Annotated in this window: 29 protein-coding genes; 10 read left to right on the top strand and 19 right to left on the bottom strand. The window is 68.9% G+C overall.

Features of this window, described 5'->3' with window-relative positions; translation table 11 throughout:
- Positions 1 to 80: 80 nt before the first annotated feature.
- Together G6N49_RS24955 and G6N49_RS24950 are read left to right on the top strand one after the other, a co-directional pair.
- Positions 81 to 881 (top strand): HugZ family pyridoxamine 5'-phosphate oxidase, encoded by an 801-nt coding sequence (locus G6N49_RS24955; RefSeq protein ID WP_011857449.1) that lies wholly within the window; start codon positions 81 to 83, stop codon positions 879 to 881.
- A 25-nt stretch (positions 882 to 906) separates the two neighbouring features.
- On the top strand, positions 907 to 1,485 hold the full coding sequence (locus G6N49_RS24950) for an orotate phosphoribosyltransferase (protein ID WP_011562498.1): 579 nt from the start codon (positions 907 to 909) through the stop codon (positions 1,483 to 1,485).
- Between the two features lie 61 nt (positions 1,486 to 1,546).
- Here G6N49_RS24950 and G6N49_RS24945 read toward each other — a convergent pair whose 3' ends face one another.
- Genes G6N49_RS24945 through G6N49_RS24930 form a run of 4 tightly spaced genes read right to left on the bottom strand, consistent with a single transcriptional unit; the run spans position 1,547 to position 5,347 of the window.
- Positions 1,547 to 2,587: an ABC transporter ATP-binding protein gene (locus G6N49_RS24945; RefSeq protein WP_011562499.1), complete on the bottom strand. Its 1,041-nt coding sequence runs from the start codon at positions 2,585 to 2,587 to the stop codon at positions 1,547 to 1,549.
- The gene (locus G6N49_RS24940; RefSeq protein WP_011857450.1) at positions 2,584 to 3,360 is read right to left on the bottom strand and encodes an ABC transporter permease; all 777 of its coding nucleotides are present in this window, start codon (positions 3,358 to 3,360) and stop codon (positions 2,584 to 2,586) included. Before G6N49_RS24940 ends, G6N49_RS24945 begins: the two co-directional genes overlap by 4 nt.
- Complete coding sequence (locus G6N49_RS24935) at positions 3,357 to 4,211, bottom strand: ABC transporter permease (protein ID WP_011857451.1); 855 nt, start codon at positions 4,209 to 4,211, stop codon at positions 3,357 to 3,359. The genes G6N49_RS24940 and G6N49_RS24935 overlap by 4 nt, the downstream gene beginning before the upstream one ends.
- Before the next feature lie 8 nt (positions 4,212 to 4,219).
- Entirely contained in the window at positions 4,220 to 5,347 is a 1,128-nt protein-coding gene (locus tag G6N49_RS24930) for an ABC transporter substrate-binding protein (protein ID WP_011857452.1), read from the bottom strand.
- A gap of 196 nt (positions 5,348 to 5,543) precedes the next feature.
- Between G6N49_RS24930 and G6N49_RS24925 the strand changes: the two genes are divergently transcribed.
- Positions 5,544 to 6,224 (top strand): hypothetical protein, encoded by a 681-nt coding sequence (locus G6N49_RS24925; RefSeq protein WP_011857453.1) that lies wholly within the window; start codon positions 5,544 to 5,546, stop codon positions 6,222 to 6,224.
- A 36-nt stretch (positions 6,225 to 6,260) separates the two neighbouring features.
- Complete coding sequence (locus tag G6N49_RS24920) at positions 6,261 to 6,668, top strand: TIGR03668 family PPOX class F420-dependent oxidoreductase (RefSeq protein ID WP_011562504.1); 408 nt, start codon at positions 6,261 to 6,263, stop codon at positions 6,666 to 6,668.
- 57 nt (positions 6,669 to 6,725) lie between these two features.
- Here G6N49_RS24920 and G6N49_RS24915 read toward each other — a convergent pair whose 3' ends face one another.
- The 3 genes from G6N49_RS24915 to G6N49_RS24905 all read right to left on the bottom strand — a co-directional run bounded on the left by G6N49_RS24915 (position 6,726) and on the right by G6N49_RS24905 (position 8,800).
- Positions 6,726 to 6,953, bottom strand: a complete 228-nt coding sequence (locus G6N49_RS24915) for a cupin domain-containing protein (protein WP_225891810.1) — start codon at positions 6,951 to 6,953, stop codon at positions 6,726 to 6,728.
- Between the two features lie 181 nt (positions 6,954 to 7,134).
- Positions 7,135 to 8,277, bottom strand: coding sequence for an LLM class flavin-dependent oxidoreductase (locus tag G6N49_RS24910; RefSeq protein ID WP_011857455.1), 1,143 nt, complete (start codon positions 8,275 to 8,277; stop codon positions 7,135 to 7,137).
- A 286-nt stretch (positions 8,278 to 8,563) separates the two neighbouring features.
- Complete coding sequence (locus G6N49_RS24905) at positions 8,564 to 8,800, bottom strand: hypothetical protein (RefSeq protein ID WP_225891808.1); 237 nt, start codon at positions 8,798 to 8,800, stop codon at positions 8,564 to 8,566.
- A 158-nt stretch (positions 8,801 to 8,958) separates the two neighbouring features.
- Between G6N49_RS24905 and G6N49_RS24900 the strand changes: the two genes are divergently transcribed.
- Positions 8,959 to 9,393, top strand: a complete 435-nt coding sequence (locus G6N49_RS24900) for an SRPBCC family protein (protein ID WP_011562507.1) — start codon at positions 8,959 to 8,961, stop codon at positions 9,391 to 9,393.
- 5 nt (positions 9,394 to 9,398) lie between these two features.
- Here G6N49_RS24900 and G6N49_RS24895 read toward each other — a convergent pair whose 3' ends face one another.
- Positions 9,399 to 11,033, bottom strand: coding sequence for a dihydroxyacetone kinase family protein (locus tag G6N49_RS24895; RefSeq protein WP_011857456.1), 1,635 nt, complete (start codon positions 11,031 to 11,033; stop codon positions 9,399 to 9,401).
- Between the two features lie 43 nt (positions 11,034 to 11,076).
- Here G6N49_RS24895 and G6N49_RS24890 point away from each other — a divergent pair, with 43 nt between their 5' ends.
- Entirely contained in the window at positions 11,077 to 11,664 is a 588-nt protein-coding gene (locus tag G6N49_RS24890) for a TetR/AcrR family transcriptional regulator (RefSeq protein ID WP_011768412.1), read from the top strand.
- Here the strand turns inward: G6N49_RS24890 and G6N49_RS24885 are convergent.
- Positions 11,625 to 12,563: an alpha/beta hydrolase gene (locus tag G6N49_RS24885; protein ID WP_011562510.1), complete on the bottom strand. Its 939-nt coding sequence runs from the start codon at positions 12,561 to 12,563 to the stop codon at positions 11,625 to 11,627. The genes G6N49_RS24890 and G6N49_RS24885 overlap by 40 nt on opposite strands.
- A gap of 199 nt (positions 12,564 to 12,762) precedes the next feature.
- Here G6N49_RS24885 and G6N49_RS24880 point away from each other — a divergent pair, with 199 nt between their 5' ends.
- Positions 12,763 to 14,904: an elongation factor G-like protein EF-G2 gene (locus tag G6N49_RS24880; RefSeq protein ID WP_011562511.1), complete on the top strand. Its 2,142-nt coding sequence runs from the start codon at positions 12,763 to 12,765 to the stop codon at positions 14,902 to 14,904.
- A gap of 3 nt (positions 14,905 to 14,907) precedes the next feature.
- On the opposite strand, the gene G6N49_RS24875 is transcribed toward G6N49_RS24880, so the two are convergent.
- A complete protein-coding gene (locus G6N49_RS24875) occupies positions 14,908 to 15,465 on the bottom strand; it encodes a carboxymuconolactone decarboxylase family protein (RefSeq protein WP_011562512.1) in 558 nt (185 codons plus the stop codon).
- Between the two features lie 243 nt (positions 15,466 to 15,708).
- On the opposite strand from G6N49_RS24875, the gene G6N49_RS24870 reads away from it, so the two are divergent.
- Entirely contained in the window at positions 15,709 to 16,911 is a 1,203-nt protein-coding gene (locus G6N49_RS24870) for an MCE family protein (protein ID WP_041925186.1), read from the top strand.
- A gap of 4 nt (positions 16,912 to 16,915) precedes the next feature.
- Here G6N49_RS24870 and G6N49_RS24865 read toward each other — a convergent pair whose 3' ends face one another.
- The 7 genes from G6N49_RS24865 to G6N49_RS24835 form a co-directional block, all read right to left on the bottom strand.
- Complete coding sequence (locus G6N49_RS24865; protein ID WP_041310357.1) at positions 16,916 to 17,809, bottom strand: DMT family transporter; 894 nt, start codon at positions 17,807 to 17,809, stop codon at positions 16,916 to 16,918.
- Between the two features lie 106 nt (positions 17,810 to 17,915).
- Positions 17,916 to 18,185, bottom strand: coding sequence for a hypothetical protein (locus G6N49_RS24860; protein ID WP_011562515.1), 270 nt, complete (start codon positions 18,183 to 18,185; stop codon positions 17,916 to 17,918).
- A gap of 99 nt (positions 18,186 to 18,284) precedes the next feature.
- Positions 18,285 to 18,980, bottom strand: coding sequence for a histidine phosphatase family protein (locus tag G6N49_RS24855; RefSeq protein WP_011857458.1), 696 nt, complete (start codon positions 18,978 to 18,980; stop codon positions 18,285 to 18,287).
- Between the two features lie 25 nt (positions 18,981 to 19,005).
- Positions 19,006 to 21,324 (bottom strand): MMPL family transporter, encoded by a 2,319-nt coding sequence (locus G6N49_RS24850; protein ID WP_011857459.1) that lies wholly within the window; start codon positions 21,322 to 21,324, stop codon positions 19,006 to 19,008.
- 142 nt (positions 21,325 to 21,466) lie between these two features.
- On the bottom strand, positions 21,467 to 22,303 hold the full coding sequence (locus tag G6N49_RS24845; protein ID WP_011857460.1) for a hypothetical protein: 837 nt from the start codon (positions 22,301 to 22,303) through the stop codon (positions 21,467 to 21,469).
- Between the two features lie 18 nt (positions 22,304 to 22,321).
- The gene (locus tag G6N49_RS24840) at positions 22,322 to 22,573 is read right to left on the bottom strand and encodes a hypothetical protein (RefSeq protein WP_011562519.1); all 252 of its coding nucleotides are present in this window, start codon (positions 22,571 to 22,573) and stop codon (positions 22,322 to 22,324) included.
- A gap of 4 nt (positions 22,574 to 22,577) precedes the next feature.
- Positions 22,578 to 23,609, bottom strand: coding sequence for an oxygenase MpaB family protein (locus tag G6N49_RS24835; protein ID WP_011768414.1), 1,032 nt, complete (start codon positions 23,607 to 23,609; stop codon positions 22,578 to 22,580).
- Positions 23,610 to 23,634: 25 nt separating this feature from the next.
- On the opposite strand from G6N49_RS24835, the gene G6N49_RS24830 reads away from it, so the two are divergent.
- The gene (locus G6N49_RS24830) at positions 23,635 to 23,859 is read left to right on the top strand and encodes a hypothetical protein (protein ID WP_011562521.1); all 225 of its coding nucleotides are present in this window, start codon (positions 23,635 to 23,637) and stop codon (positions 23,857 to 23,859) included.
- Positions 23,860 to 23,900: 41 nt separating this feature from the next.
- Complete coding sequence (locus G6N49_RS24825; RefSeq protein WP_041925187.1) at positions 23,901 to 24,149, top strand: hypothetical protein; 249 nt, start codon at positions 23,901 to 23,903, stop codon at positions 24,147 to 24,149.
- 4 nt (positions 24,150 to 24,153) lie between these two features.
- Here G6N49_RS24825 and G6N49_RS24820 read toward each other — a convergent pair whose 3' ends face one another.
- Together G6N49_RS24820 and G6N49_RS24815 are read right to left on the bottom strand one after the other, a co-directional pair.
- Positions 24,154 to 25,023 carry a rhomboid family intramembrane serine protease gene (locus tag G6N49_RS24820; RefSeq protein ID WP_011857463.1) on the bottom strand — a complete coding sequence of 290 codons (870 nt, stop codon included), beginning with the start codon at positions 25,021 to 25,023 and terminating at the stop codon, positions 24,154 to 24,156.
- Positions 25,020 to 25,454 (bottom strand): VOC family protein, encoded by a 435-nt coding sequence (locus G6N49_RS24815; RefSeq protein ID WP_011857464.1) that lies wholly within the window; start codon positions 25,452 to 25,454, stop codon positions 25,020 to 25,022. Before G6N49_RS24815 ends, G6N49_RS24820 begins: the two co-directional genes overlap by 4 nt.
- Positions 25,455 to 25,465 lie beyond the last annotated feature (11 nt).

The following is a 25,465-nucleotide window of genomic DNA, read 5'->3' as shown; positions in this document are numbered from 1 at the left end:
TCCTACCCATCGTGGGGATACCTGAATCGTGGCCCAGTGCGGGCCGCCGCGCGACCGCAGCGCAGCGGTATGGTGCCGAAGTGGCCAACCGTGATCACGGCGACCCCGGCGACGCGCCGTCGGTGCCCCCGCCGCTTAGTCCCGCCGTGGAGGCTGTGCGACCGTCGGCCGCCGAGGAGGCCCGCACCATCGCGGCCTCGACCAACACCGCCACGCTGGCCACGCTGACCGCCGACGGGGATCCGTGGGCGTCGTTCGTCACCTACGGTCTGCTCCACGGCGCCCCGGTGCTGTGCGTGTCGAACCTCGCCGAACACGGCCGCAATCTGGCCGCTGATCCGCGGGCGAGCCTCGCGATCGTCGCGCCGGCGTCGGAATCCGATCCGCTCGCCAGCGGCCGCGTGACGCTGGCCGGGGTGGTCGAGCGCCCCGCCGGTGAGGAGGCCGGCGCGGCGCGCGATGCCCACCTGGCCGCGGTGTCGGCGGCGAAGTACTACATCGACTACAGGGATTTCACCGTGTGGGTGCTACGGGTGCGCCGGGTCCGGTGGGTCGGCGGTTACGGCCGGATGGATTCGTGCAGCGGTGCGGACTACGCAGCCGCCGAACCCGATCCGGTCGCCCCGCACGCCTCCGGTGCGGTGGCGCATCTCAACGCCGACCACGCCGAATCGCTGCTGGCGATGGCGCGGGTGCTCGGCGGCTATCCCGACGCCACCACCGCGATGTGCACCGGGGCGGATCGCTACGGCCTGGACCTCCGGCTCGAGACCGAACGCGGGATCGCCTACACCCGGGTGGGGTATGCCGCGCCGCTGAATTCGCCCGCCGAACTGCGGTCTGCCGCCGTGGAGTTGACGCGGCGGGCCCGTCAGGGCTGACGGGGCGTCTAATACGATCTGCGGTATGTCTGCGCAGAGCGACCGTCCGGAATCCTGGCAAGCGGCGTTCGAGTTGATCCGCACGCGCGGATACGAACACCGTGAGGAGCCGTTCCGCCTCGCCAGCGGACAACTCAGCCACGACTACATCGACGGGAAGTACGCCGTCGACAACGGTGAGCGGCTGACGATCGTGAGCCGCGCCGTCGCGGATCTCGCCGCACGCACCGGCATCGAGTTCGACGCCGTCGGCGGTCTGACGATGGGCGCCGACCCGCTCGCCCACGGCGTCGCGATGGTCACCGGTGCGGCCTGGTTCTCGGTGCGCAAGGAGCAGAAGCAGCGCGGCCGCGAACAGTGGATCGAGGGCACGCGTATCGAGCCCGGGATGCGGGTGCTGCTCGTCGACGACGTGATCAGCACCGGTGGGTCGACGGCGCTGGCGTTCGACCGAGTGGTCGCGGCCGGCGCGGTGGTGACCGGGGTGATCCCGATGGTCGACCGCGGTGACGTCGCGGCGACGCTGTTCGCCGAACGGGGCGTGCCGTTCGCCGCGCTGGTGACCTACCGCGATCTGGGAATCGAACCGATCAAAGCGGTCTGACTGCCGTTGACTCTGCGTCCAGGGTCTCGCCCACTCGAGCTTTCGCGCCCTCAGCGCAAAGTCAACGCGATACGACGAGCACCGCGGTGGGTTCGACGCCCACGGTGACGGCGTCGCCGCTGGTGAATTTCGTCGCCTGCGAGCTGGGCAACTGCGCGGACAGCACGGTGCCGTCGGACAGGGTGCAGTACACCCGTGAGATCGACCCGAGGAACGCCACCGATGTGACCGTCGCGTTCGGGGCGCCGCCGGTGGTGACGGTGACCGATTCGGGCCGCACCAGCGCCACCCCGTCGCCGCCGGTGGCGGATCCGTCGAGCACGGGCACCTCGGTGCCGAGCAGCCGCGCGCTGCCCGCGCTCACCGTGGCCGGCACCTCGTTGTTGAGCCCGACGAACTGCGCGACGAACGGCGTCGCGGGGTGCGCGTACAGCTCGGCGGGGGCGGCGAGCTGTTCGAGGCGGCCCTGGTTCATCACGCCGACCCGGTCGGCGACCGCCAGCGCCTCCTCCTGGTCGTGGGTGACGAACAGCGTCGTGGTCCCCACTTCGAGCTGGACACGCCGGATCTCGTCGCGCAACTGTGCGCGGACCTTCGCGTCCAGCGCGGAGAGCGGTTCGTCGAGCAGCAGGACGCGCGGCTGGACGGCCAGGGCGCGCGCCAGCGCCACCCGCTGCTGCTGACCGCCGGACAGTTCGTTGGCGTACTTGTGCTTGTGCGCCGACAGACCGACCAGGTCGAGCATGTCGGCGGCGCGAGACAGCCGGTCCGCCTTGGCTTTTCCGCGCATCTTGAGGCCGAACGCGACGTTGTCGAGCACGGTCAGGTGCGGGAAGAGGCTGTAGGCCTGGAACACCATGCCCATATCGCGTTTGTTGGCGGGCACGCGGCTGACGTCGCGACCGTCGACCGACACCGAACCCGACGTGGCCTCGTCGAGGCCGGCGAGGATGCGCAGCGCGGTGGTCTTCCCGCACCCGGAGGGGCCGAGCAGTGCGACGAGTTCGCCGGGCTGCATGTGCAGGGTCAGCCCGTCGAGCGCATGAACCGTTCCGTAGACCCGGGTCAGGTCGTTGAGTTCGACGGCGACTCCGGCGGTCATGCGGCTCCTAGCGTGGCGGGGCGACGGCGGCCGCGGGTGACGAGCGAAAGCACCAGCAGCAGACCGAATCCGAACAGCAGCACGGCCAGCGACGCCGCGACCGAGGTCGGTCCGTCGGTCTTGCCGAGTGCGACGATCTGCACCTGCAGCGTCTGGAAACCGCTCAGCGACGCGATGGTGTACTCACCGAGGACGACGGCGATCGAGATGAACGCCGCCGACAGGATGCCCGACCAGATGTTGGGCACCACCACCCGCAGGATCGTCGCGGTCCACCCGGCGCCCAGCGAACGGGCCGCCTCCGAGAGCGTCTGCAGGTCGATGGCGGACAGCGCCGCGTCGATCGAGCGGTAGGCGAACGGCAGCACCAGCACGACGTAGACGAATGTCAGTGTGAGAGCGGATTCCCCGAGGAAGTACGTCACCCACAGGTAGACGTTCTTCAACCCGACGACGATCACCAGTGCCGGGATGGTCAGCGGCAGCAGGCACAGGAATTCGACGGGCCGCCGCGCCCACGGCGCCCGCAGCCGCACCCAGATCATCGTCGGTACCAGCACGGCGAGCATCGCGATCACCGTGAACACCGCGAGCAGCAGGGAGATGATGATGGCCTGGTACAGCGCCCGGTCGGCGACGAGGTTCTGCCACGCCTGCAGGGTGCGGCCGCCGTTGATCAGGTCGCGGGTCGAGAAATCGGCCATCGCGTAGAGCGGGAACAGGAAGAACAGCGCGAAAACCAGCCACAGGACTACGCGCACAACCTTTTTCACTGGAGCCACCTCGCGGTGCGGCGCACCAGCGCGTTGTAGGCGACCATCACCAAGGCCACCACGACGATCATCTCCAGCGCGAGCGCGTAGGCGAAGCCGGACTGGCCGAGCACCACCTCACTGGTCAGCGCGGAGCGGATCAGCAGCGGCACGATCGGGCTGCCCTGGCTGACCAGCGCCGCGGCCGTCGCGTATGCGGCGAAGGCGTTGGCGAACAACAGCAGAAGCGATCCGAGGAACGCCGGCGTCAGCAGCGGGAAGCCGACCTCGCGCCAGTACTGCCAGGTCGAGGCGCCCAGGTTGACCGCCGCCTCCCGCCACTGTTCGCGCAGTCCCTCCAGCGCGGGGACGAACACGATGACCATCAGCGGTATCTGGAAGTAGGTGTACACCAGGATGAGCCCGGACAGGCTGTAGAGCCAGCCCGATCCGGCGAGGTTCCAGCCCAGTGCCTGCTGGATCCACAGCGTCAGCACCCCGTTGAGGCCGACGGTCGCCAGGAACGCGAATGCCAGTGCGACACCCCCGAATTGGGCGAGGACGCTGCACAGCGCGAGCACCGCGCGGCGCACCATCGACTCCGGCGGGCTGCTCACTATCAGCCAGGACAACAGCGCGCCGAGGACCGCTCCGATCAGCGCGGTGCTGCCGGAGAGCAGCACGCTCTTCCACAACGCCGACAGCGCGGTCGCGGAGAACAACGCCTCGATGCGGTCCAGGGAGAAGGCGCCGTCGGCGACGAAGGCGTTCACCACCACCGTCACCGTCGGGATCAGCAGGAAGATCGTCAGGACGGCGAAGAACGGCAGCAGCGGCACCCCGTCGCGCAGCCGTCGGCCCAGGGTGCTCACGGTGCCCGTCAGCCGATCGCGCTGGCCCAGTTGCCGGCCAGGTAATCGGTGGCCTTCTTGTTCTGCTCCACCGAGACGATGACGGGCTCACCGCTCACCGGCGGCAGGGCATCCCACGCCGCCTTGTCGATCGTGCCGGCCTGCTGCATCGGTTCGGCCCGTACGGGGCGTGCCCCGCCGCCGAGGTAGAGGTTCTGCCCCTCGTCGCTGTAGAGGAACTCCTGCCACAGGCGCGCGGCGGCCGGATGCGGGGCGTCCTTGTTGATGGCCTGGTAGTAGTAGCCGGCGACGGCCTGCCCGGGCGGCACGACCACCTTCCAGCTCGGCAGCTTCTTGGTCTCCGCGGCGTTGAGGTAGTCCCAGTCGATGACGACCGGGGTCTGACCGGATTCGATGGTGGCCGGGGTCGGGTCGACGGGCAGGAAGTTGCCGGCGTCCTTGAGCTTGCGGAAGAACTCGACGCCCGGGGCGATGTCGTCGGCGGAACCGCCCTGGCTCAGCGCCACCATCATCACGCCGGAGAAGGCGGCGCCGGCCTGCGTCGGGTCGCCGTTGAGCGCGACCTTGCCGCGGTACTCGGGCTTGAGCAGATCGTCGACGTTGGCGATCGGCGGCACCTTGGCGGAGTCGTAGCCGATGGACATGTAGCCGCCGTAGTCGTTGACCCAGGTGCCGTCGGGATCCTTGAACTCGGCCGGAATGTCGTCGAACGTCTCGACCTGGTACGGCGCGAACATGCCGGTGTTGGCCAGCGCCACGGACTGGCCGAGGTCGAACACGTCGGGCGCGGTGGACTTACCGCGCTGCTGGTTGGCGGCGTTGATCTCGTCCTGGCTGGCGGCGTCCGGCTGCGCGGAGTTCACCTTGATGCCGTACTTCTTCGAGAACGTGTCGATGATCGTGCCGTAGTTGGCCCAGTCCGGGGGCAGCGCGATGACGTTGAGTTCGCCTTCGGCCTTGGCCGCCTCGACCAGCTTGTCCATGCCGCCGAAGTCGGCCGCCGAGGTGGCCTCGCCGACCTGGACGCCGGAATCGGTCTCGCCGCCGCCCGACTCCTTCTCCGGCGGGGCGCAGGCCACCAGACCGGAGAGCAGAAGCGCGGATGTGCAGGCTGCCAGCAGCCGTGAAGTGGTCATTGCCGAACCTTCCGATGGTCAGGAAGCGCCGCGGTGACACGGTGGTTACCGCCCCCGGTCACCGCGGTGAACGAATCCGAACGGGGCGTGAGAACCCTACCGTGACCAGGCGGGTAACGCGCCGGCGTTGATCAAGATCAGGATGACGATGCCCGTGCCCGCGCATTTGTGCTGGTCGCGGGGATAGCATCGGAGCGTGGCCGAACGCGAAGCCCCGGGGGACTTCGACTACCGCTGGGATGAACCGCCCCATGTCGGCGGCGCGCGCGCCGAACATGGCCCCGCGGCCGAACCGGATTACGACGATGTCTACCAGCCGACCGTCGCGGAGTACGCCGCCGCACCGGACGACACCGCACCGGACTACACCGAACCGGACTACACCGAACCGGAGTACACGGAACCGGAATTCAGCGAACCCGAGTACACCGCACCGCTGCCCGACGACCGTTTCGACGCGTTCAACGCCAACACGTGGACGTTCCGCCCACCGCCCCCGCCGTGGTACCGGACGCGGCAGGCGGTGACGGCGCTCATGATCGTCGCGCTGGCCGCGATCGCGCTCGTGGTGTCCGCGGTGCTGCTGATCCTCGGTGGCCTCGGCGGCGCGGACAGCGACGAGGAGTCGACGGTCGCGCCCACGCCGTCGTCGACGGTGGCGCCGTCGCCGTCGCCATCACGCACGAGCGAACCTCCGCCACCGCCACCGCCGCCTCCTCCCCCGCCACCACCACCGCCGCCGTCGGCGGAGGCCCCGGTCAACACCGGACCGACGTGGCGGCCGACGCAGCGGCCGAGCCAGACGAAGAAGCCCGAGATCGGGGTGACCAAGAACCCCGCCATCCGGAAACCGAACAATCCGCGCGAGCCTGATTGACCCACACGCCGGACAATCCGCCAATAGGGTGGCGGTATGGCCGAATTCGACGCGGTCGAGATGTTCGCCGCGGCCCCCGCGGCGACGCTGGCGACGGTCAACCCCGACGGTGCGCCGCATCTCGTGCCGGTGGTGTTCGCCGTGCACCGCGAGACGGTGTACACGGCGGTGGACGCCAAGCGGAAGTCGACCCAGCGGTTGCGTCGGCTGGCCAACATCGAAGCCGATCCGCGGGTTTGCCTGATCGTCGACCACTACTCCGACGACTGGGGTCAGCTGTGGTGGGTGCGGGCCGACGGGGTGGCCGCCGTGCACCACAGCGGCGACGAGATGGCGGCCGGGTACGCCATGCTGCGGCAGAAGTACCCGCAGTACGAACGTCTCGCCCTCGACGGACCGGTCGTCACCGTCGAGGTGCGGCGCTGGTCATCGTGGCAGGCCTGAGCACCCCCTTCAGAAGGGTGGATGAAAGCGACTGGCCCACGGCCACTTCACGGAATGTCAGCCGCCTGCGCCCGTGATGTGATCGAGCACTGTCTTGATGCTTTCGGTGGGAGAGAAATCGACGTACTCGCAATCCGTGATCGCCTCGGGCGCGTGCCCCGCGGCCCAGTAGAACGCGTCCCCGGCGGTATAGACATGCTGTCCTTCCCGGGCGTGCATACGCAGTTGACCGCTGAGCATGTAACCCCAATGAGGGCACTGACAGAGATCGTCGTCGAGTCCCACCAGGGCCGGCCGCAGATCGGTTCCCGCGCCGTGATGGAGTGCTCCCCTGACGTCTTCCCTTGTTGCGGCCGCGCACGCCATTGAGTTCATATGCCGTTGGGCAATTGGTTGTCCCGCCAAGATGTCGCGAACGAATGGTGGCGTCGAAATTCTGAAGAACACTGTGCAGAGCGGGAGATGGTTAGAGTTTCTTGAGCTCACGGACGATCTTGTTGAACGGCTTTACCGACATCAGCCCCTTGCGCAGGTTGCGCTGCAGGAAGCTCACGTTAACCAACACCATGTAGCGGACGCAATCACGCCACTGCGCGGCTTGCTGAATGACCTCGTCGGAGGTTCCGTTCAGCAGAAACTCCCGTGTCACCCCCGGCGGAATCACAGCCACGTGCGACAAGGCCGTTTGTTCGTCCATGTCGTGCGGGAGCAGATCCTGAGCACCAGAGAAGCCCGCGCCCATTGGGTGCCGCCCACCGTGGCGGGTGAAAACGTCATCAGAAGCATTGAGCCCGAACGCGCGGAGTAATTCGGAATCAAGCGCCTCGTCCACGTCGTCCCGGGTGCTCCCCGTGACTACAAACATCTGCACCGCTGGGAGAATGGCCATCGGATCGCGACCGACGTCGGAAGCGGCTGACCGGACGCTGTCAAGCCGTTGTGCGTACTCCGTGGGCAGGTGAGCGAAACTTGGAAAATATGCATCTGCGTATCGCCCGGCGGCGCGCAGCATCCGCGGTCCGTGGGCGGCGATCCAGATTTCGGGCCACTTCCCGCGATACGGCGGCAAATCGAATATCGCTTTCCGTAGCGGAAAGAAGGGAGAGTCGCGGTTGACGAGCTCGCCGCCCGAATCCCATAGCGCGCGAATGGTGGCCATCGCCTCCTCAAAACGCGCGACCGGTTTGGACCAGTCAACACCGTAGGGCTCGTTACCTTCACGTTCGCCGGGGCCAATGCCAAGGATCGCCCTTCCGCGAGTGAGCAAGTGAAGAGTGGCGGCCGCCTGTGCGGTGACCGCGGGGTTGCGCCGACCGCTATCCGTCACCGCCACGCCAAGCCGCAGGCGACCGGCCCGGTTGCGGGCAGCGATGTGCCCGAGCATGGTCCATGGTTCCATTACGGCGTCGACCCGTGGTATCAGCTTGGTTGCGCCACAATACTTCTGCTTCCACAACGAACGCGGGAACAGTTGGTTGAGGTGGTCGGGGACCCAGAACGAGTCGACACGGTTGGCGACCGCCCCGAGGTAGTTGGCTCGGGTCATCGTCTCTGCTGCAGGGCGAGCCGCAGGTATCCCGTCCCCCACGCCCACACGAAAACCTGTCATGGCCTGCCCTTCCCCGCAGAAGCGTCAGAGCTTCAGTGTCTCGCAAACCAACCGGGCGGAGCAGCGTATTGGACAGTCGAATCGCTGAAAGGACCGCTGATAGCGCACCGACTCCGCCGACTCCCAGGTGTGACGCACCAGCAACTACGCCACGGCCGCCAGCCGGTCGCCACCAACTAGGCTTCGAACGACCGTGCGGATCGACCGAGATGGTCTGAAACGCGGACCCAACACAAACAGCCGCCCTGCTCGAAAGCCGGACGGCTGTTGTTGTGGCAGGCGCGACCTACCAGTGATTGACCTTGCCGGGGTTGATCTTGTGTCCCCAGACATCCCAGTGCCCGGGCGGCCCGAATCCGGCCTGGTTCAGGTGTCCGGGCGGCGGGAGGCAACCCGGTCCCGGAGTGTTCGGAACCCACCAACAGTGCGGATCCGCCTGCGCTGCACCGGCACCCAGTCCGATGGCCGCAAAGCCCAGTGCACCCGTCATCGTGGCCGTCGCTGCGATCTTCTTCAAATTCATGCCTGGCCCCCTTGTATCGCCGTTCACATTCCACGCCGTGCCGCACCATGCTCGCAGCCGGGCGGCTCGGGCCCCCGTCTCATCGTGGGTTCCCTACCGGCTCGGCCACGAAACACGGTTAGTGTCGTACCCACCGCCTCGGCAGACTCGGAGTCCTCATGGTCACCATCCACGTGGAGCGAACCATCGGCGCACCCCCGGAGCGGGTGTTCTCCTGGCTGGCGGACCCGGCCAGCCTCACCGCCGCCCCCCTTGTCTTGAGGGCGGCCTGGACCAGGGAATCCCCCGGTCCGGGCGTCGGCGCACTGCGGCAAGTGATCGCCGCCGGCATGTGGTTTCGAGAGGAGATCACCGCCTACGACCCACCACACAGCTACTCCTACCGGATCGTTCGGTCCGTCCCGGCGTTCGATCACGAAGGCGGCACCATCACGTTCACCCCGTCGGGCGACGGCACGCACGTCAGCTGGACCAGCACGTACTCCCATCCCGCCTACGGCGGCGGTAAGGCGATGGAGGCGCTCTCGGCCCGTCTGCTCCCCTGGAACTTCAAGGCGATACTCGCCCGCTGCGCCCGCGTTCTGGAGAGTTAGCGGTCTTATCGGCGGTCGGCCGCCGCCTCGAACAACCACGAGATCACCAGCGCGCCAGGGTCGACCGCGCCGCGCGCCGCATCGCCGACATAGCTTGCGCGCCCCTTGCGAGCGATCTGGTCACGCGTCGACTCCGCACCCTCGGCCGCCGCCCGCGCCGCCTCGGCGAGCGAAACACCTTGCTGTAGCGCCTCATTCGCCGGGTGCAGCGCATCCACCACGGTGTGGTCGCCCACCTCGGCGCCGCCGAGATCGACCACCGACTCCAGCCCGTCCCGGGTGCCCGCCGCCAACGCCTCACCGAATTCGTCGGTGTCGGAGAACGCCTTCGACAGCTCGCGGAACAGCGTGCCGAACACCGCACCAGACGTACCGCCGGACCGCACGAAGAAGCTGCGCGCGATGGCGTCGAGGACCTCGGCGTCGGAACCCCGCAGCGGTAGGTCGAAACCGCCGAGCGCCGCCGACATGTTGACGCCGAAGTCGCCGTCACCGACCTGCCGGTCGAGGGCGGTCAGCTCGTCGACGGCGCCCTGCACCCGCTCGACGAAGACTGACAGCCAAGCACATTCGGGTCCCGAATCGACGGCGTTGTCCGGTTCGGCGACCGTGGCATCGGTCAGCTCGCCCGGCTCCGAGGCGGCGAGTCGCGGCCATGCCGGCGCATCGGTCGGCGCATCCCACAACCGGACCATCTCGTCATCGACCGGGGCCACCGTCACCGACGCCCCGCGCATGTCGAGTGCGGTCACCATCGTGCCCACCAGGCTGCGGACCACCCGCACATCCGCGGCCCGCAATTGTTCGAGCACATGGCCGAACACCAGATTCAGTTCCAGCGGATGGGTGCTGCCGAGACCGTTGACCACCACGATCACCTGCTCGCCCGCCGGCGCTTCGAGGGAGCCGAGGATCCGCTCCAGCAGCATCCGCACGATCTCCGCCGCGGGACGCCATTGCGTTCGCTCCGTACCGGATTCGCCGTGGATGCCGATGCCGAGCTCCATCTCGTCCGGCCCGAGGTCGAACGACGGCTGATCCGATCCGGGCACCGTGCACGGGTCCAGCGCCACCGACATGCTGCGCGCGCGGTCCGCGACGCGCCGGCCGAGCGCGGTGACTTCGGCGAGGGTCGCACCCGCCTCGGCGGCGGCACAGCACACCTTCTCGACGATGATCGTCGCGCCGGTGCCGCGGCGCCCGGGTCCGCCGTCCTCGGAGTGGGACGCCACGTCGTCGGCCACCACCACCACGTCGGTTTCGATTCCCTCGTCCTGCACGATGTCTCGCGCGATGCGGAAGTTCATCACGTCGCCGGTGTAGTTCTTCACGATGTGCAGCACACCGGCACCGGAGTCGACGTGGCGCGTCGCGCCGGCGATCTGCAGCGCGTTCGGCGAGGTGAACACCGGACCCGGACACACCGCGTCGAGCAACCCGGTCCCGATCAGCCCGGAGTGCATCGGCTCGTGACCCGACCCGCCACCCGAGATCACCGCCACCCGTCCCGACGGCGTCGGCGTCCGGCGCGCGAGGAAGCCGGGGTCACGGTGCCAGACCACCTCCGGGTTGGCCGCGACGAAGCCGCGTAGCGCGCCGGGCAGGAAGGAGTCGGCCGAGTCGAGGAAGTACCGCTGCATGAACCCGACTGTAGGTGGACCGCGACGACCTATGGTGAGGGCGATGAGCGATGCGCCCCGCAGACGCCCCCGGCAGTCCCGGTCCCGCGAGACCGTGGACGTCGTGCTGGAGGCCGCCGCGCAGATGTTCGCCCGCGAAGGCCTGAAGACCACCACCAACCGGATCGCCGGGCGGGCCGGAGTGTCGATCGGCTCTGTCTACCAGTACTTCCCGAACAAACAGGCGCTGTTGTACGCCCTGGCCGAACGTCATGTCCGCCAGGCCCGTGAGCATCTGGGTGAGGTGTTCGCAGAACTGCGCGCGCGGCAACTGCCGTTCGACGAGACGATGCGTGTCATCCTCGACGAGGTGGTGGCCCTGCACCGCGACCGTCCCGGTCTGCATCGTCTGATGCACCGCCTGGCACCGCGCCACCCGGCCGAGCTGGCGTCCGTGCAGGACTTCGAGGACCGCATCATCGACGAGGTCGCCTACCACCTGCGCCGCTGCGGCCGCGGCGGCGACGATCCGGTGGCCACCGCGCAGATGCTGGTCCACACCGTCGACGCCCATCTGCACCGGGTGATGACGCGCCGCACGCCCGACTCGGCTCAGTTGGTGGCGCTCGTGGACCGGTTGCTCGCGGACTGAGCCACGTCGTCGCAGACCTCGCGCAGCGCCGCCGCGAGCTGGCCGATCCCGGGTTCCTCCACCGGGTAGTGACCGCAGTTGGCCAGCATCACCACCCGTGTCGGTACCCGAAGGCGCTCAAGGAAACTCAGGCTCAGCGCCGGTGGTGTCCACGTGTCGGCGGCCGGGTGCACCAGCGTGACGGGCGCCGCGTCGAACCGCTCGGGCCGGGTATGGACGAACCTCAGCCAACTGATCAGAAAGCCCAGCGGCACCGAGACGCCACCCCCGCGCGGGTCGCGGGCGCACAGCCGCGCCAGCCCGCGGTCACCGCTCATCGCGGCCATGTTCACGACGAGGCGCAGCGGCACGCGGATGCGCCCCACCACCGGGTCCAGCGCGCGCAGCACCGCGGGCCCGACGGCCCCGACCAGGGGTACCCGGGCGGCGGCCCGACGTGCCGCGGGGTCGGCCGGATCGAGCAGACACGTCGCGACCACATGGGCGACCTCACCGGTGCGGGCGGCCACCTCGTAGCCGAGCAGCCCACCCATACTCGCGCCGAACACGATCAGCGGCCGCGGGTCGCGGCGGCGTTCGGCTCGCACCAGATCGCACAGCAGGTCCACCCAGTCGGCGTACCGCACGTCGCGCGGGTGCGGTTCGACGGTGCGGCCGTAGAGCGGCAGGTCGGGCACGAACACGTCGACGCCCTGGCGGGCCGCCATCGCGGCCAGGGGCCACAGCGCACCGGCGTGCCCGCCCCCGCCGTGCAGCACCAGCATCCGGACGGGACTCTCCGGGCGGACCGCACGGGCGATGTGCACGCGGCGGCCGCGCCAGGTCCACCAGGTCGACTCCGGTTCGATCGGCGCCCGCCACCGGGCGGGCAGGTATGCCGCGTATTCGTCGTGGTTCATACGTCCAGCTTGAAACCCGCTGCGATACGGCACAACTCGCGTTCTCCGCGGTAATCCGGACGATTGCAGAGCCGCTGACCTGCGCCGGTGCGACGGCCTGTCGGACCCGCGCCACGGTTGCTCATGTTTCACCCACCCCTTGTGTTGCAGGTCACATCGGAGCAGGGTGGAGACGCGGGCCGGACGCAGGAGGGAAGTCATGGCCGACAGGACTACGCCGCAGACGGTGCCGACCGCGGACGCACCCGACGCCATCCGCAACATCGCGCTGGTCGGACCGTCGGGCGGCGGGAAGACCACCCTGGTCGAATCTCTGCTGGTCGCCGCGGGTGTCCTCACGCGGGCCGGCGCGGTCACGGAGGGCACGACGGTCTGCGACAGCGACGAGGTCGAGGTGTCCCAGCAGCGTTCGGTCGGCCTGGCGCTCGCGCCGTTGCTGCACGACGGCGTGAAGATCAACCTCATCGACACCCCGGGATATGCGGACTTCGTCGGGGAACTGCGGGCCGGCCTGCGTGCCGCCGACTGCGCGCTGTTCGTGATCGCCGCCAACGAGGGTGTCGACGAACCGACGAAACTGCTGTGGCAGGAGTGCGATGCGGTGTCCATGCCGCGCGCGGTCGCGATCACCAAACTCGACCACGCCCGGGCCGACTACACCGGTGCGCTGGCCGCGGCGCGGACGGCGTTCGGCGACAAGGTCGTTCCGCTGTACTTCCTGGCCGATGCCGGCGTGATCGGTCTGCTGACCGGCAGGCACTACGAGTACCGCGACGGCGTCCGCACCGTTCACGACCCCGGCGCGCCGCACCTCGACGAGTACACCGAACTGCGCGGCTCCCTGATCGAGGGGATCATCGAGGAGTCCGAGGACGAATCCCTGATGGAGCGCTACCTCGGCGGCGAGGACATCGACCAGGCCCTGTTGATCGCCGATCTGGAGAAGGCGGTGGCCCGCGGATCGTTCTTCCCGGTGATCCCGGTCTGCAGCAGCAGCGGGGTGGGCACGATGGAACTGCTCGAGGTGGCCACCCGCGGTTTCCCCTCTCCGAAGGAACATCCGCTTCCCGAGGTGTTCACCCCACAGGGCGCTCCCCGGCCGAACCCCGGGTGCGATCCGGCGGGCCCACTGTTGGCCGAGGTGGTCAAGACGACATCGGACCCCTACGTCGGCAGAGTGAGCCTCACCCGGGTGTTCTCGGGGACGATCAGGCCCGACATGACCGTGCACGTGTCGGGCCATTTCTCGTCGTTCTTCGGTGCCGCAGCGGATTCGGCGACCGGATCCGGCCACCCCGACCATGACGAGGACGAGCGCATCGGCACCCTGTCCTTCCCGCTGGGCCGACAGCAGCGGCCGGCCCCGTCGGTGGTGGCCGGCGACATCTGCGCGATCGGCAGGCTGACCCGCGCCGAGACCGGGGACACGTTGTCCGGCAAGGACGATCCGCTGGTGCTCAAACCGTGGACGATGCCCGAACCGCTGCTCCCGATCGCCGTGCAGCCCCGCGCGAAGACCGATGAGGACAAGCTGTCGGTCGGGTTGACACGCCTGGCCGCCGAAGATCCGACCCTGCGCATCGAACAGAATCCGCAGACACACCAGATCGTGCTGTGGTGCATGGGTGAGGCGCACGCCGCCGTCGTCCTCGACGCGCTGTCGCGGCGCTACGGCGTGACCGTCGACGTCATCGAACTGCGCATCCCGCTGCGTGAGACGTTCGGCGGCAGCGCCAAAGGCCACGGCAGGCACGTGAAACAGTCCGGCGGACACGGGCAGTACGCGGTGTGCGACATCGAGGTCGAACCCCTGCCCGAAGGCGCCGGGTTCGAGTTCGTCGACAAGGTCGTCGGCGGGGCCGTTCCCCGGCAGTTCATCCCGAGCGTCGAGAAGGGTGTGCGCGCGCAGATGGACAAGGGTGTCGGGCCCGGTTATCCGGTGGTCGACATCCGGGTGACGCTGGTCGACGGTAAGGCGCACAGCGTGGATTCGTCGGACTATGCGTTCCAGATGGCCGGTGCGCTCGCACTGCGCGAGGCTGCCGCGGCGACCACCGTGAACCTGCTCGAACCCGTGGACGCGGTGACCATCACGGTGCCCGACGATCTGGTGGGCACGGTGATGGGTGACCTGTCCGGCCGCCGCGGCCGGGTACTGGGCACCGAACAGGCCGGTGCGGACCGGACGGTGGTGCGCGCCGAGGTCCCCCAGGTCGAGCTGACCCGGTACGCGGTGGATCTGCGCTCACTGGCCCACGGCGCCGGCGTGTTCCACCGGTCCTTCGCCCGCTACGAGCCGATGCCGGAGAACGCGGCCGCCAAGGTGCGCGCGGCGAGCTGACGGTCAGTCCGCCTCGTAGAACTCCGGCCGGCCCGCCCATGGTTCGGGCTCCACACCGAAGGTGTTGAGCGCCGTGGCCATCACCCCGTAGCCGCCGGCGGTGAAGATGAGATCCATGCGGGCCCGCTCGTCGAGCCGGTCGCCGAGCGCCTCCCACGTCGGCGCACTGATCTGCGAACCGTGGTGCAGCTCGTCGACGGCGGTGAGCACCAACCGGTCGAACGCATCGGCGGGGGCCCCGGTGCGGGCGGCTTCCACGTCGGCGTCCGTCAGCCCGGCGGCCCTGCCGATCGCGCTGTGGTGCACCCACTGGTAGGCGCAGCCGTGGTGGTGGGCGACGCGCAGGATCACCAGCTCACGCAGCCGCGCCGGCAGCGTCGACTGCTCGGTCAGGTAGGTGCTGAACGGCAGGAACCGCGCCGTGAGATCCGGGTGCCGCGCCAGCGTCGCCAACGCGTTCCCCACCGATGCGGGATCGCGGCGTTCCGGCGGCGCCACACTCTCGAGGGCCGCGCGGGTACGGTCGTCCCATTCCTCTTCGGGCAGCGGCGTCAACTTCACGGGTTCAGGTCCTTTCCAGGGCTGCCGTATCTCACGGGGTCAGAGCATGCAGCATTACACGACATACTCGCCACTTTGCTGGCAAGGTGATCTGCGCCGCAGCCGACGTCTCCCGACTTGCGCCACAGCGCGCCAGTTGGAATAGTTAGATGACTTTGACTGTTGGCCGGCGAACACGGTCGGGGAAGGTGGTTCACGGTGGCAGGGTCGGGGGCTGCGTCGGGTTCGGCGTGGCAACGCCGGGTGACGCGGTGGCGGTTCGACCCGCCGCTGAAGACGGCCTTCCTGGTCACCGTGCTGGTGGTCGTCCTGATCCTGACGCTGGTGTGGATGCAGTTCCGCGGTGCGTTCACCCCTGAGGTGAAGCTGCGGATGATCGCCGAGCGGTCCGGCCTCTCGATGGATCCGGGCGCCAAGGTCACCTTCAACGGGGTTCAGATCGGTCAGGTGGACACCGTCGAGGAGATCGACGACGACGGTAGGCCCGCCGCCGAACTCGCCCTCGCCCTACGCCCCGAGTACGTCGACCTCATCCCCGCCAACGCGGAGGTCGCGATCCGGGCCACCACGGTGTTCGGCAACAAGTACATATCCTTCTCGTCGCCGGAGAACCCGGTCCCCCAGCGCATCTCGAGCAGTGATGTGATCCGCGTCGACTCGGTGTCAACGGAGTTCAACACCCTGTTCGAGACCATCGTGTCGGTGGCCGAGCAGGTCGATCCGATCAAGCTGAACCAGACGTTGACCGCGACGGCCGAGGCCCTCGACGGTCTCGGTGACCGCTTCGGGCAGTCCCTCATCGACGGCAACACGATCCTGGCCGACCTCAACCCGCAGATGCCGCAGATCCGGCGGGACACTCAACTGCTCGCCGATCTCGCCGACGTCTACGGCGACGCCGCCCCCGACCTGTTCGACGGTCTCGACAACGCCGTGACCACCGCCCGCACCCTCAACGAACAGCGCGCCAACCTCGACCAGGCTCTGATGTCGGCGGTCGGGTTCGGCAACACCGGCGGCGACGTGCTCGAACGCGGCGGACCCTATTTCGTGCGCGGCACCAACGACCTCATCCCGGTGTCCGAGACCCTCGACCGCAACAGCCCGTCGCTGTTCTGCATGATCCGCAACTGGCATGACGCCGAACCGGCCTTCACCGAGTTCAACGGAGGCAACGGCTACTCGGTGAACCTGCACAACACCGTGCAGGGCGCATCGAACCCGTGGGTGTACCCGGACAACCTGCCGCGGGTCAACGCCAAGGGTGGGCCGGAGGGCCGTCCCGGCTGCTGGCAGAAGGTCACCCGTGATCTGTGGCCGGCGCCGTATCTGGTCCTCGACACCGGCGCGTCCCTGGCCCCCTACAACCACCTCGAGCTCGGCCAGCCGCTGGCCATCGAGTACGTGTGGGGCCGCCAGATCGGCGAGAACACCATCAACCCGTAACGGGTCACCCCACCCGTTCGGCCAGTTCGGCTTCCAGCTTCTCCTCGTAGGCCCCCTCGTCGCGGCCGAGCGCGACCGTCGCGGCGATCATGGCCGCTGCGGCGGCGGCCAGCGCGATCGGTTCCAGTCCGCTGATCTGCATGTGCTCGTTGAGGACGATGGCGCCCAGGACGACGGCGATCACGGGTTCGAGCACCAGCATCGTCGGCACCGACGTCTGCAGCGACCCGGCGTGGAACGCCGACTGCTGCAGCAGCGTCGCCCCGACGCCGAGCAGTACGAGCAGGTACAGGGCGGGGGTGGTCAACGCGGTGCGCACGTGGCCCTCGGTGATCATGTGCATGACGATCTTGGTCAGCACCGCGACCAATCCGAACAACACCCCGACCGCCGCCGCGAGCATCACCGCCCGCCGCCAGTTGGTGGCGCGGATCGCGATCAGCACGCAGGCCAGCACGACGCCCAGGCAGACCGCGACCACGATCACCGTCAGCGCGACCGGGATGTCGTAGTCACCGGCGCTGGACTTGGCCAACGCGACGAACACGGTCAGCGCGGCTGTCAGCAACAGCGCCCACAGCCACTCCCCCCGGGTCACGCGACGACCGGCGAGGCGTGCGCTCAACGGCAGGGCGAACAGCAGTGCGGAGACCAGCACCGGCTGCACCAGGAGCAGAGACCCGTATCCGAGGGCGAGTGCCTGAAAGACGAATCCGGCGACCGCGGCGCCGGTGCCCGCCCACCACACCGGCCGACGCAGCAGCGTCATCAGCATGACCGTGCTGACGCCCTTCTCGGGCGGCACGTCCATGGTGGCGCGCTGACGGACGACGATGCCGATCGCCATGAAGATCGCCGCAAGCAAGGCGAAGAACACCGCGAACCCATGGCCGACCAAGCCGGACACCCCTTTGCACACCGGACCGATGCTGACGACAGACAGCACCCACCACCGTAGAGGGAGTGCGCAAGTTCGGCGTTATCGGCGGGTCACCGCCCCGGCGCTAGCTGGCCTCGCGGCTGGACTGCGGTGTGGCGGGTTCCGAAGAGGACGGTGCGATCTTGTCGTTGACCGACGCGACCACGGTGTCCACCCGGTTGACCGCCTTGTCGCACATCCCGCGGACCCGTTCGCCGGCCGTGTCGACGTCGTCGGCCGCGCTCAGCAGGTAGGCGCGCACGGTGACCCGCAAGTGTTCGCCGAAGGACCGGACCCGGCGGCGCAGGCGGTCGTCGACCTCGAGAGTGACGTACGGCATCAGTCGGTATCTCATGTGCCTGCTCCCCATCGTCAGCGCTTGCCCAACACTAACGACGGAGTCGCCCGGCGGGAAGTTGAGCTGTGCCGCAGATCACTGCGACAGTGACGGGCGTCACACCGTCGGCGGTGTGCCGTTCCAATCGATCAGCGTCCACCCGGCGGTCGGGCTGCCGGTGACGACGACCCGGCCGGTGTTGGGCAGCGGGTGCTCGCGGAGCAGTTCGGGGTGGGAGTTGTCGACGTTCATGGTCACCCAGAGCATGATCGCGGCGCCGTGGGAGTAGGCGACGGCGTTGACGTCCCCGCTGTCGTAGATCTGTTGGACGGACGCGTCGAAGCGGGCGTCGAACTCGTTTCCGTCGATCGAACCGGGGATGCGGGCGGCGCGGTCGCCGCTCAGCCACTGCGCCGGCGCGTCGAAGTAGTCGGCCGCCGACGCCTCGGGCCTGCCTTCGAACTGCCCGGCCTCGACTTCCCGCAGGCCGGGGAGCACGACCACGGGTTCGGCGAGCGCGGCGGCCATCGGCGCGGCGGTCTGCTGTGTGCGCACCATCGTCGAGGCGTAGACCCCGTCGTAGTCGTTGCCCGCCAGTGCGGCGGCGCTCTCGGCGGCCTGGGTGCGGCCCAGTTCGGTGATCGACGGTCCCGGTGTCGAGGTGTCGATCAACCCCGAGGCGTTGCCCTCGGACTGGGCGTGGCGCACGAACGTCAACGTGATCTCGGCCGGACCACCCGCGGCGGCGGGTGGCGCGGCGATGACCGCGGCGGCGAGCAGTGATGCGGCCAGCAGCCGCCGAATGCCTGTCACCGCGTCATCGTCGCAGACCCGCCGGTCAGGCCGGGACGGACTGCTCGGACCGCTCGGCCTCGAGGTTGCGGTTGAGCTTGTCACCCTCGATGTCGAGGTCGGGCAGCACCCGCGCCAACCGCTTCGGCAGCCACCAGGCCCGGTCGCCGAGCATGGACATCACCGCGGGCACCACGGTCATCCGCACCACGAACGCGTCGATGAGCACACCGAACGCGAGCGCGAAGCCCATCTGCTTGATCATCGGGTCGGCGTTGAACACGAAGCCCGCGAACACCGCCATCATGATCAGCGCCGCGGCGACGACAACGCGGCTGGCCTGGGTGAAACCGTGCGCCACCGCCGCGTCGCCGCGGTGGCCGTGCACATGGGCCTCCTTCATCGAGGAGACCAGGAAAACCTCGTAGTCCATGGCCAGGCCGTAGAGCACGCCGATCACCATGATCGGCAGCATCGACAGGATCGGCCCGGTCGCCGACAGCCCGATCAGCTGCTGGAACCAGCCCCACTGGAACAGTGCGGTGGTGGCGCCGAATGTCGCCAGCACGGTGAGCAGGAAGCCGGCGGTCGCCTTGAGCGGAACCGCGATCGACCGGAACACCACCATTAGCACCAGGATCGACAGCCCCATCACGATGCCGACGTAGACCGGGATGGCCTTGCCGAGCCGGTCGGACATGTCGATGCCCATGGCGGTGATGCCGGTGACGCCGAGTTTCACCTCGCGCAACTCGGCCAGCGGGCCGGACTGGGCGCGGATGTCGCGTACGAGTTGGGCGGTCGCCTCCTCGGTCGGTCCGTTCTCCGGCACGACCGAGAACACGGCGGTGTCGGAGGCGTCGTTGACGCCGCCGAACGTCACGTCGGCCACACCCGGGACGCGGCGCAGGTCGCTGTAGGTGGCCGCGATGTCCGCAGGGGTCAGCTGTCCGGCGGTCGTGGGTTCGGCGACGACGACCAGCGGGCCGTTGTAGCCGTCGCCGTAGTGCTCGGCGATCACGTCGTAGCTCTCCCGCTGCGGGGTGCCCTCGTTGTAGCTGCCGCCGTCGGGCATCCCGAGCGTCATCGACAGCGCGGGCAGCGCGATCACGCCGGTGACCGCCAGGCCGGCCAGCGCGGCGGGCACCCGGTTGCGCAGGATGGCGCCCACCCATGCCGAGGCGAAGCGGTGGTTGCTCTCCTCGGTGCTCACGCTGTGCCGCCCCTTCGGCGAGGCGATGCGCTCACCCACCAGGCCGAGCAGCGCGGGGAGCAGGGTGATGGCGGCGACGACCGCGACGACGACGGTGGCCGCGGCCGCGAGCGCCATCGGGGTGAGCAGCGAGATGCCCACGACCGTCAGGGCGACGAGGGCGATCACGACGGTCATGCCGGCGAAGACGACCGCGCTGCCCGCCGTGCCGATCGCGCGGGCGGCGGCGTCGGCGGCGCTCAGACCGCGGTCGAGGATCAGCCGCCGCTGCCGGTTGACGATGAACATCGCGTAGTCGATACCGACCGCCAGGCCGAGCATCAACGCGAGCACCGCCGTCATCGACTGCATGTCGAACAGGTGCGAGAACAGGAACGTGCCTCCGACGCCCACGGCGACCGAGATCAGCGCGGTGACCAGCGGCAGGCCCGCCGCGATGAGCGACCCCAGCGTCACGATCAGCACGACCGCCGCGACCATCAGGCCGATGACCTCGCCCGCGCCGACCATCTCGGGCATCTGCGCCATGCTCGCCGACGGCAGCACCTCGATGCCGCGGTCGCCGACCGCTTCACGGGCCGCGTCGATGGTGTTCTCGACGGCGCCGGTGGGCAGTTCGGCGGTCTGCTTGTCGAACTGGAACTGGTAGAGCGCGGCGGCGCCGTCGGCGGAGACCGTCACGCCGGGCACCGGCTGGCCGTCGATGGTCAGCGGCCGCGGGGCCTCCGGCGACGCGGGGGCGTTCACCTGGGCGCGGGTCACGGCCGCGGCGGCGGACAGCGTCGGGCTGGCGGGGCCCTTCGCCATTTCCGCGGCCGCGATTTCCCGCGGATCGAGGACATGGTCGGTGCGCGAGACGGCGTCGACCGCCGCCAGCACGGCGTCGAGGTTGGCGCCCTCGTCGATGCGCTGCCCCTGTGGAGCGGCGAACGCGATGCTGCCCTGCCCGCCGGAGGACTGCGGCATCCGCTCGGCCAGCTGGTCGATGACCTCCTGGGCCGGGGTGCCGTTGATCCGCATCTCGTTCGAGATCTTCGGCGGGTTGACGGTGAGGACGCCCGCCACCACGGCGATCAGCACGATCCAGCCGGCGATGACGTGCCAGGGCCGGTGGAACGCGAACCGGCCGATGCGATGCAGAAATGTCGCCATGAAACTGAGAGTAGGCTCGCAGTACGCGAGTCGGCTATCACTTGTAGTGAACGACACCCCAGCCCAAAGAGCATGATGCGCGCCACTTTTCGGAATATCCCCGCAAACTGACGTTTGACGCTCGCCGATCGAGGTTAATCGGTCAGGCCTCGTCGCGCAGTTGCTGTTTCGCCGCCTTGACCACCTCACCGGCTTCGCGGCTGGCGCGCTTGGCGTCCTCATAGGCGGCGTCGGCCTCGGCGAGTGCGTGCTCGGCTTTGGCCAGGCGCTCCTTCGCATCCTCGACCCGCAACCGGGCGGTGGCCAGGTCGCTCTGCCGGTCCGCCATCGTGTCGTCGGCCCCGGCCTTCGCATGTTCGGCCGCCGCCAGCACGGCCTTGGCCTTGTCGCGTCTGCGCCTGCGCTCCTGCTCGCCGCTGTCCGCCGCGGGCTTCTCCGGTTTCCTGTCGGGTTTCTTCTGCTCGGTCTTCTTCGGGGTGGCCTTCTTCGTTGGTTCGGCGAACACCATCTCGGCATCGCCGAAACCCGACCAGTGCTCGGCCTTGGCGAGACGGCCGAGCCGGGACCTGACGCCCGGGTCGGCGATCGCCGCGTGCAGGGTGTCGGTGACGTCGTCACGCAGCGCGGCCGACGGGGCGCCGACGCCGGACACCTCGAGGGCGGCCCTGGTCAGCTGTTCGATCAACTTGCGCTGCCGTGCCGACAGTTCGCGGATGCGTTCGCCGTCCATGGCGGTGTGCGCGCCGCGCAGTTCCTCGCCGAGTTCAGCCAGCCGGTCGACGACCTCGGCGTCGTGGTGGACCAGCCGGTTGACCACCGCCGCTGACACCGTCGGCTTGCGCGCCGCGCCGATCCGTTTGGCCTCCGCCGCGTCGCCGCGTTTCTTGGCCTCGGCGGCCAGCCGGGTGCGCAACGCGGTGAACTCCTCGGGCGCCACCGCGTACAGCTGGTCCAGCGGGTCGTCGGCCATACCGCCCATGATGGCGTGGATGTGCCGTCAGGCGGCGCAGATGTAGTCGGCGATCAGCAACACCGGCCACAGCAGTGTCGTCTGTCCGAACGCCGCGAGGTCGGCTCCGGCCGGGACGCGTGTCGTCAGCTGAGCTTCGAAGAACTGCACGTACTCGGGGTGCAGGAAGGTGAACCCGACGCCGATGACCAGGTAGGGCACGGCCAGCCACATCGCCGTTTCGATCAGGTCGGCGATGCTGACCTCGGCGAACAGGAGGCGGCGCAGCGCGGCGAGCACGGCGTCACACCAGACGACGGTGCCGGCGCACCCGACGGCGGACGTCCGCGAGCAGCAGATGGCTGCCGCCCTGGCGCACGAAGGGCGGCAGGAAACGGTTGACGAAGGCCACGAACAGGAAGAGCCGTTCGAACCACCGCTGTTCCCGCGCACTCCAGGTGACCCCGAGCGCCTCCCGGAAGATCGGGGCGAGGAACCCGACGGTCAGGAACTGCAGCAGATGCCGCGAGGACCAGCGCAGCGGCGCCGGGATCATCCGCAGATCGATCAGATCGGTCAGGTAGGCGCGGACGGTGTCGTCCATCGACACCCGTCCGCACGCGCCGATCCAGTAGCTGTCGAACTCCGCGCGGGTGGGCGGCCACTGGTCCTCGGTGACCTGCAGTGTGGTGCCGAGCGGCCAGGCCGACCGGTAGAACTGCTCGGCCTGTGCGGCGGTCATCTCGCCGCGCAGCATCTGATAGGCGTCCTCGAGCCCGACGAACAGGCAGGCCGCCACCCACATCTGCTGGTCACGGTCGAAGGCGTTGTAGCGCACCGGGCTGGCGTCGGTGGACTTCACGTGGCGATGGGCGCCGTCGACGGCCGCGCGGTAGGCGGCGCGGTCGGCGTCGTTGCCGAACAGCGCGACGGCGAGGTAGGAGAACGTGGTCCTGGCCCGCTTCCACGGATGCTTGAGCAGGTTGCCCGAATCCACCTTGCTCTCCACCACGCCGTAGCCGACCTCCGGCCAGGACAGCTGCATGATCACGTTGGCGGCGCCCGCGGCGAACGACCAGAAGTCCATCGCCTCGGTCGCGGTCACCTCGTCGTCCGACCACCGTGCGGTGCGGCGGTCGACGGTGATGCGGGTGTCGGCCAGCGTCAGCGTCCGCCCGGCGGCGGAGACCCGTCCGCTCTGCTGCGGCAGTGCCATGGGTGCGAGCATTCCATATGAGCGGGGGTGGGGTGTGCGATCGGCGATGAACATCGGTGGGGTGCGGGCCGTGCAAATGGGATCGATAGCGCCTCCGGGGTTCCGAATGATCGTTAACATCTGACGTGAGCGGGAGGGTCATCGCATGGAGACGAAGCTTCGCCGGTTCCTCAGTTACAAGCTGACCATCGCCGAGCTGATCGGGATCGGTCTGCTCCTGGGGACGCCGTACCTGATCATCGGCGTCATCTGGTCGAGTACGCACACCGACCACCTCAGCGATATGCACGGGGTCGACCTGGCGATCTCGTTCCTCGGGTCGATCGCCTCGTGGCCGGTGCTGTTGTTCAGCGACGTGTGTATGACCTGACTCGCGTTTGGCCGACCGCGCACCCGGGGTACGCCCGCCGCATGAGCAACGTGTTCGCCGACGAGTCGATCGACGTAGTCGCCCCGGGCGACATCATCGCGGTGGATCGCGGGTCCGGGCCGCAGCCGTACAAGGTCGTCCACAAGAACGACGGGGACGATTCCTACCTGGTCACGTTGGAAGGCGACGACGGCGAGACCTTCGAGCAGGAGTTCGCCGCGGGGACCAAGGTGACCCGGTCACTGGAGTCCAAGTGGGAGTCCGAGCAGAGCCCCACCCCGAACACCTGACGCCTCAGCGCACGCCGAACATCGCGAAGATCTCCTCCGTCCGCCACCAGATCAGCACCACGAACAACAGCAGCACCGCGGCGGTCACGCCACCCTGCACGAGGTTGCGGCGGCCGGCGGGCGCGTAGGCGTACACGCCGGCGATCGCCGCACCGGTGACCAACCCGCCCACGTGGCCCTGCCAGCTGATGCCCTGACCGCTGATCAGCGGGTACACGAACGTGAACACCAGGTTGAGGATGATGATCGCCGCGATTCCGCGGATGTCCAGGTTCAGTTTGCGGGCCACCACGAACATCGCCCCGAACAGGCCGAACACCGCGCCGGACGCGCCCGCGGTCGCGGCGTTGATCGGTGAGAGCAGGTAGACCAGCACGGACCCGCCCAGCGCGCTGAGCGCATAGAGCGCCCCGAAGCGCAGCCGGCCCAGCCACATCTCCAGCGGCGGCCCGACGACGTAGAGCGCCCACATGTTGAACAACAGGTGCATCGCCCCGTAGTGCAGGAACGCGGACGTGGCCAGGCGGTACCACTCACCGTCGGCGACGCCGGGCGTCCAGAGCACGAATTCGCGCTCCAACTGCCCTGACGTCGTCTGCATCAGGAACACCAGCACGTTGACCGCGATGAGGGCGTAGGTCACGACCGGTTTGGAGTCCGACAGCCGACCGCCGAACGGGGCGCGGGCCTGCGGCGCGGACCGCGCCGCCTCGCCGACGCAGTCGGGGCACTGGTGCCCGACGGCGGCCGACCGCATGCACTCCGGACAGATGAACCGTCCGCAGCGGGTGCACTGCACGTAGGTCTGGCGGTCGGGGTGCCGGTAGCAGGTCGGCGCCTGGGCGGGTGACTGCGGGTACTGGGGATAGCTCATTGCGCGGTCTCCGCTCCGTCGAGGGTGCCGAACAGTTCGACCCAGTTGCCGTCGGGGTCGGCGACGAACATCCACCCCATGCCGGGCACGGGGGCGAATTCGGTGACCGGTTCGACCACCTCGTACTCGGATGCCTCGAACGCGGCGGCGATGGCCCGCAGGTTCTTCACGCCGACGGTGAAGTACCGGAGGCCGGCCTGCGCGCGGCCGCCGCCGGGTGCGACGGGCTGGTCCGGCGGCGGTGAGTAAGTGACGAGTTTGAGCACGCCGCCGCCGAGGGTGTAGCGCCGCTGTGACCCGCCGGGGAACTCGACCACACCCTGGGGTTGCAGTTCGAGGAAGCCTTCGTAGAAGGCCACCATCGCGTCGAGGTTCGTGGTCACCAGACCCACCTCGATGCCGGGGGTCAACAGGTCGAGCTTCACGGCCACCTCGTCTCTTG

This window comes from Mycolicibacterium monacense, from assembly GCF_010731575.1.
GTDB lineage: Bacteria > Actinomycetota > Actinomycetes > Mycobacteriales > Mycobacteriaceae > Mycobacterium > Mycobacterium monacense.
Note: the sequence above shows the minus strand (reverse complement) of the source record. Positions and strands in the feature narration are given on the sequence as shown.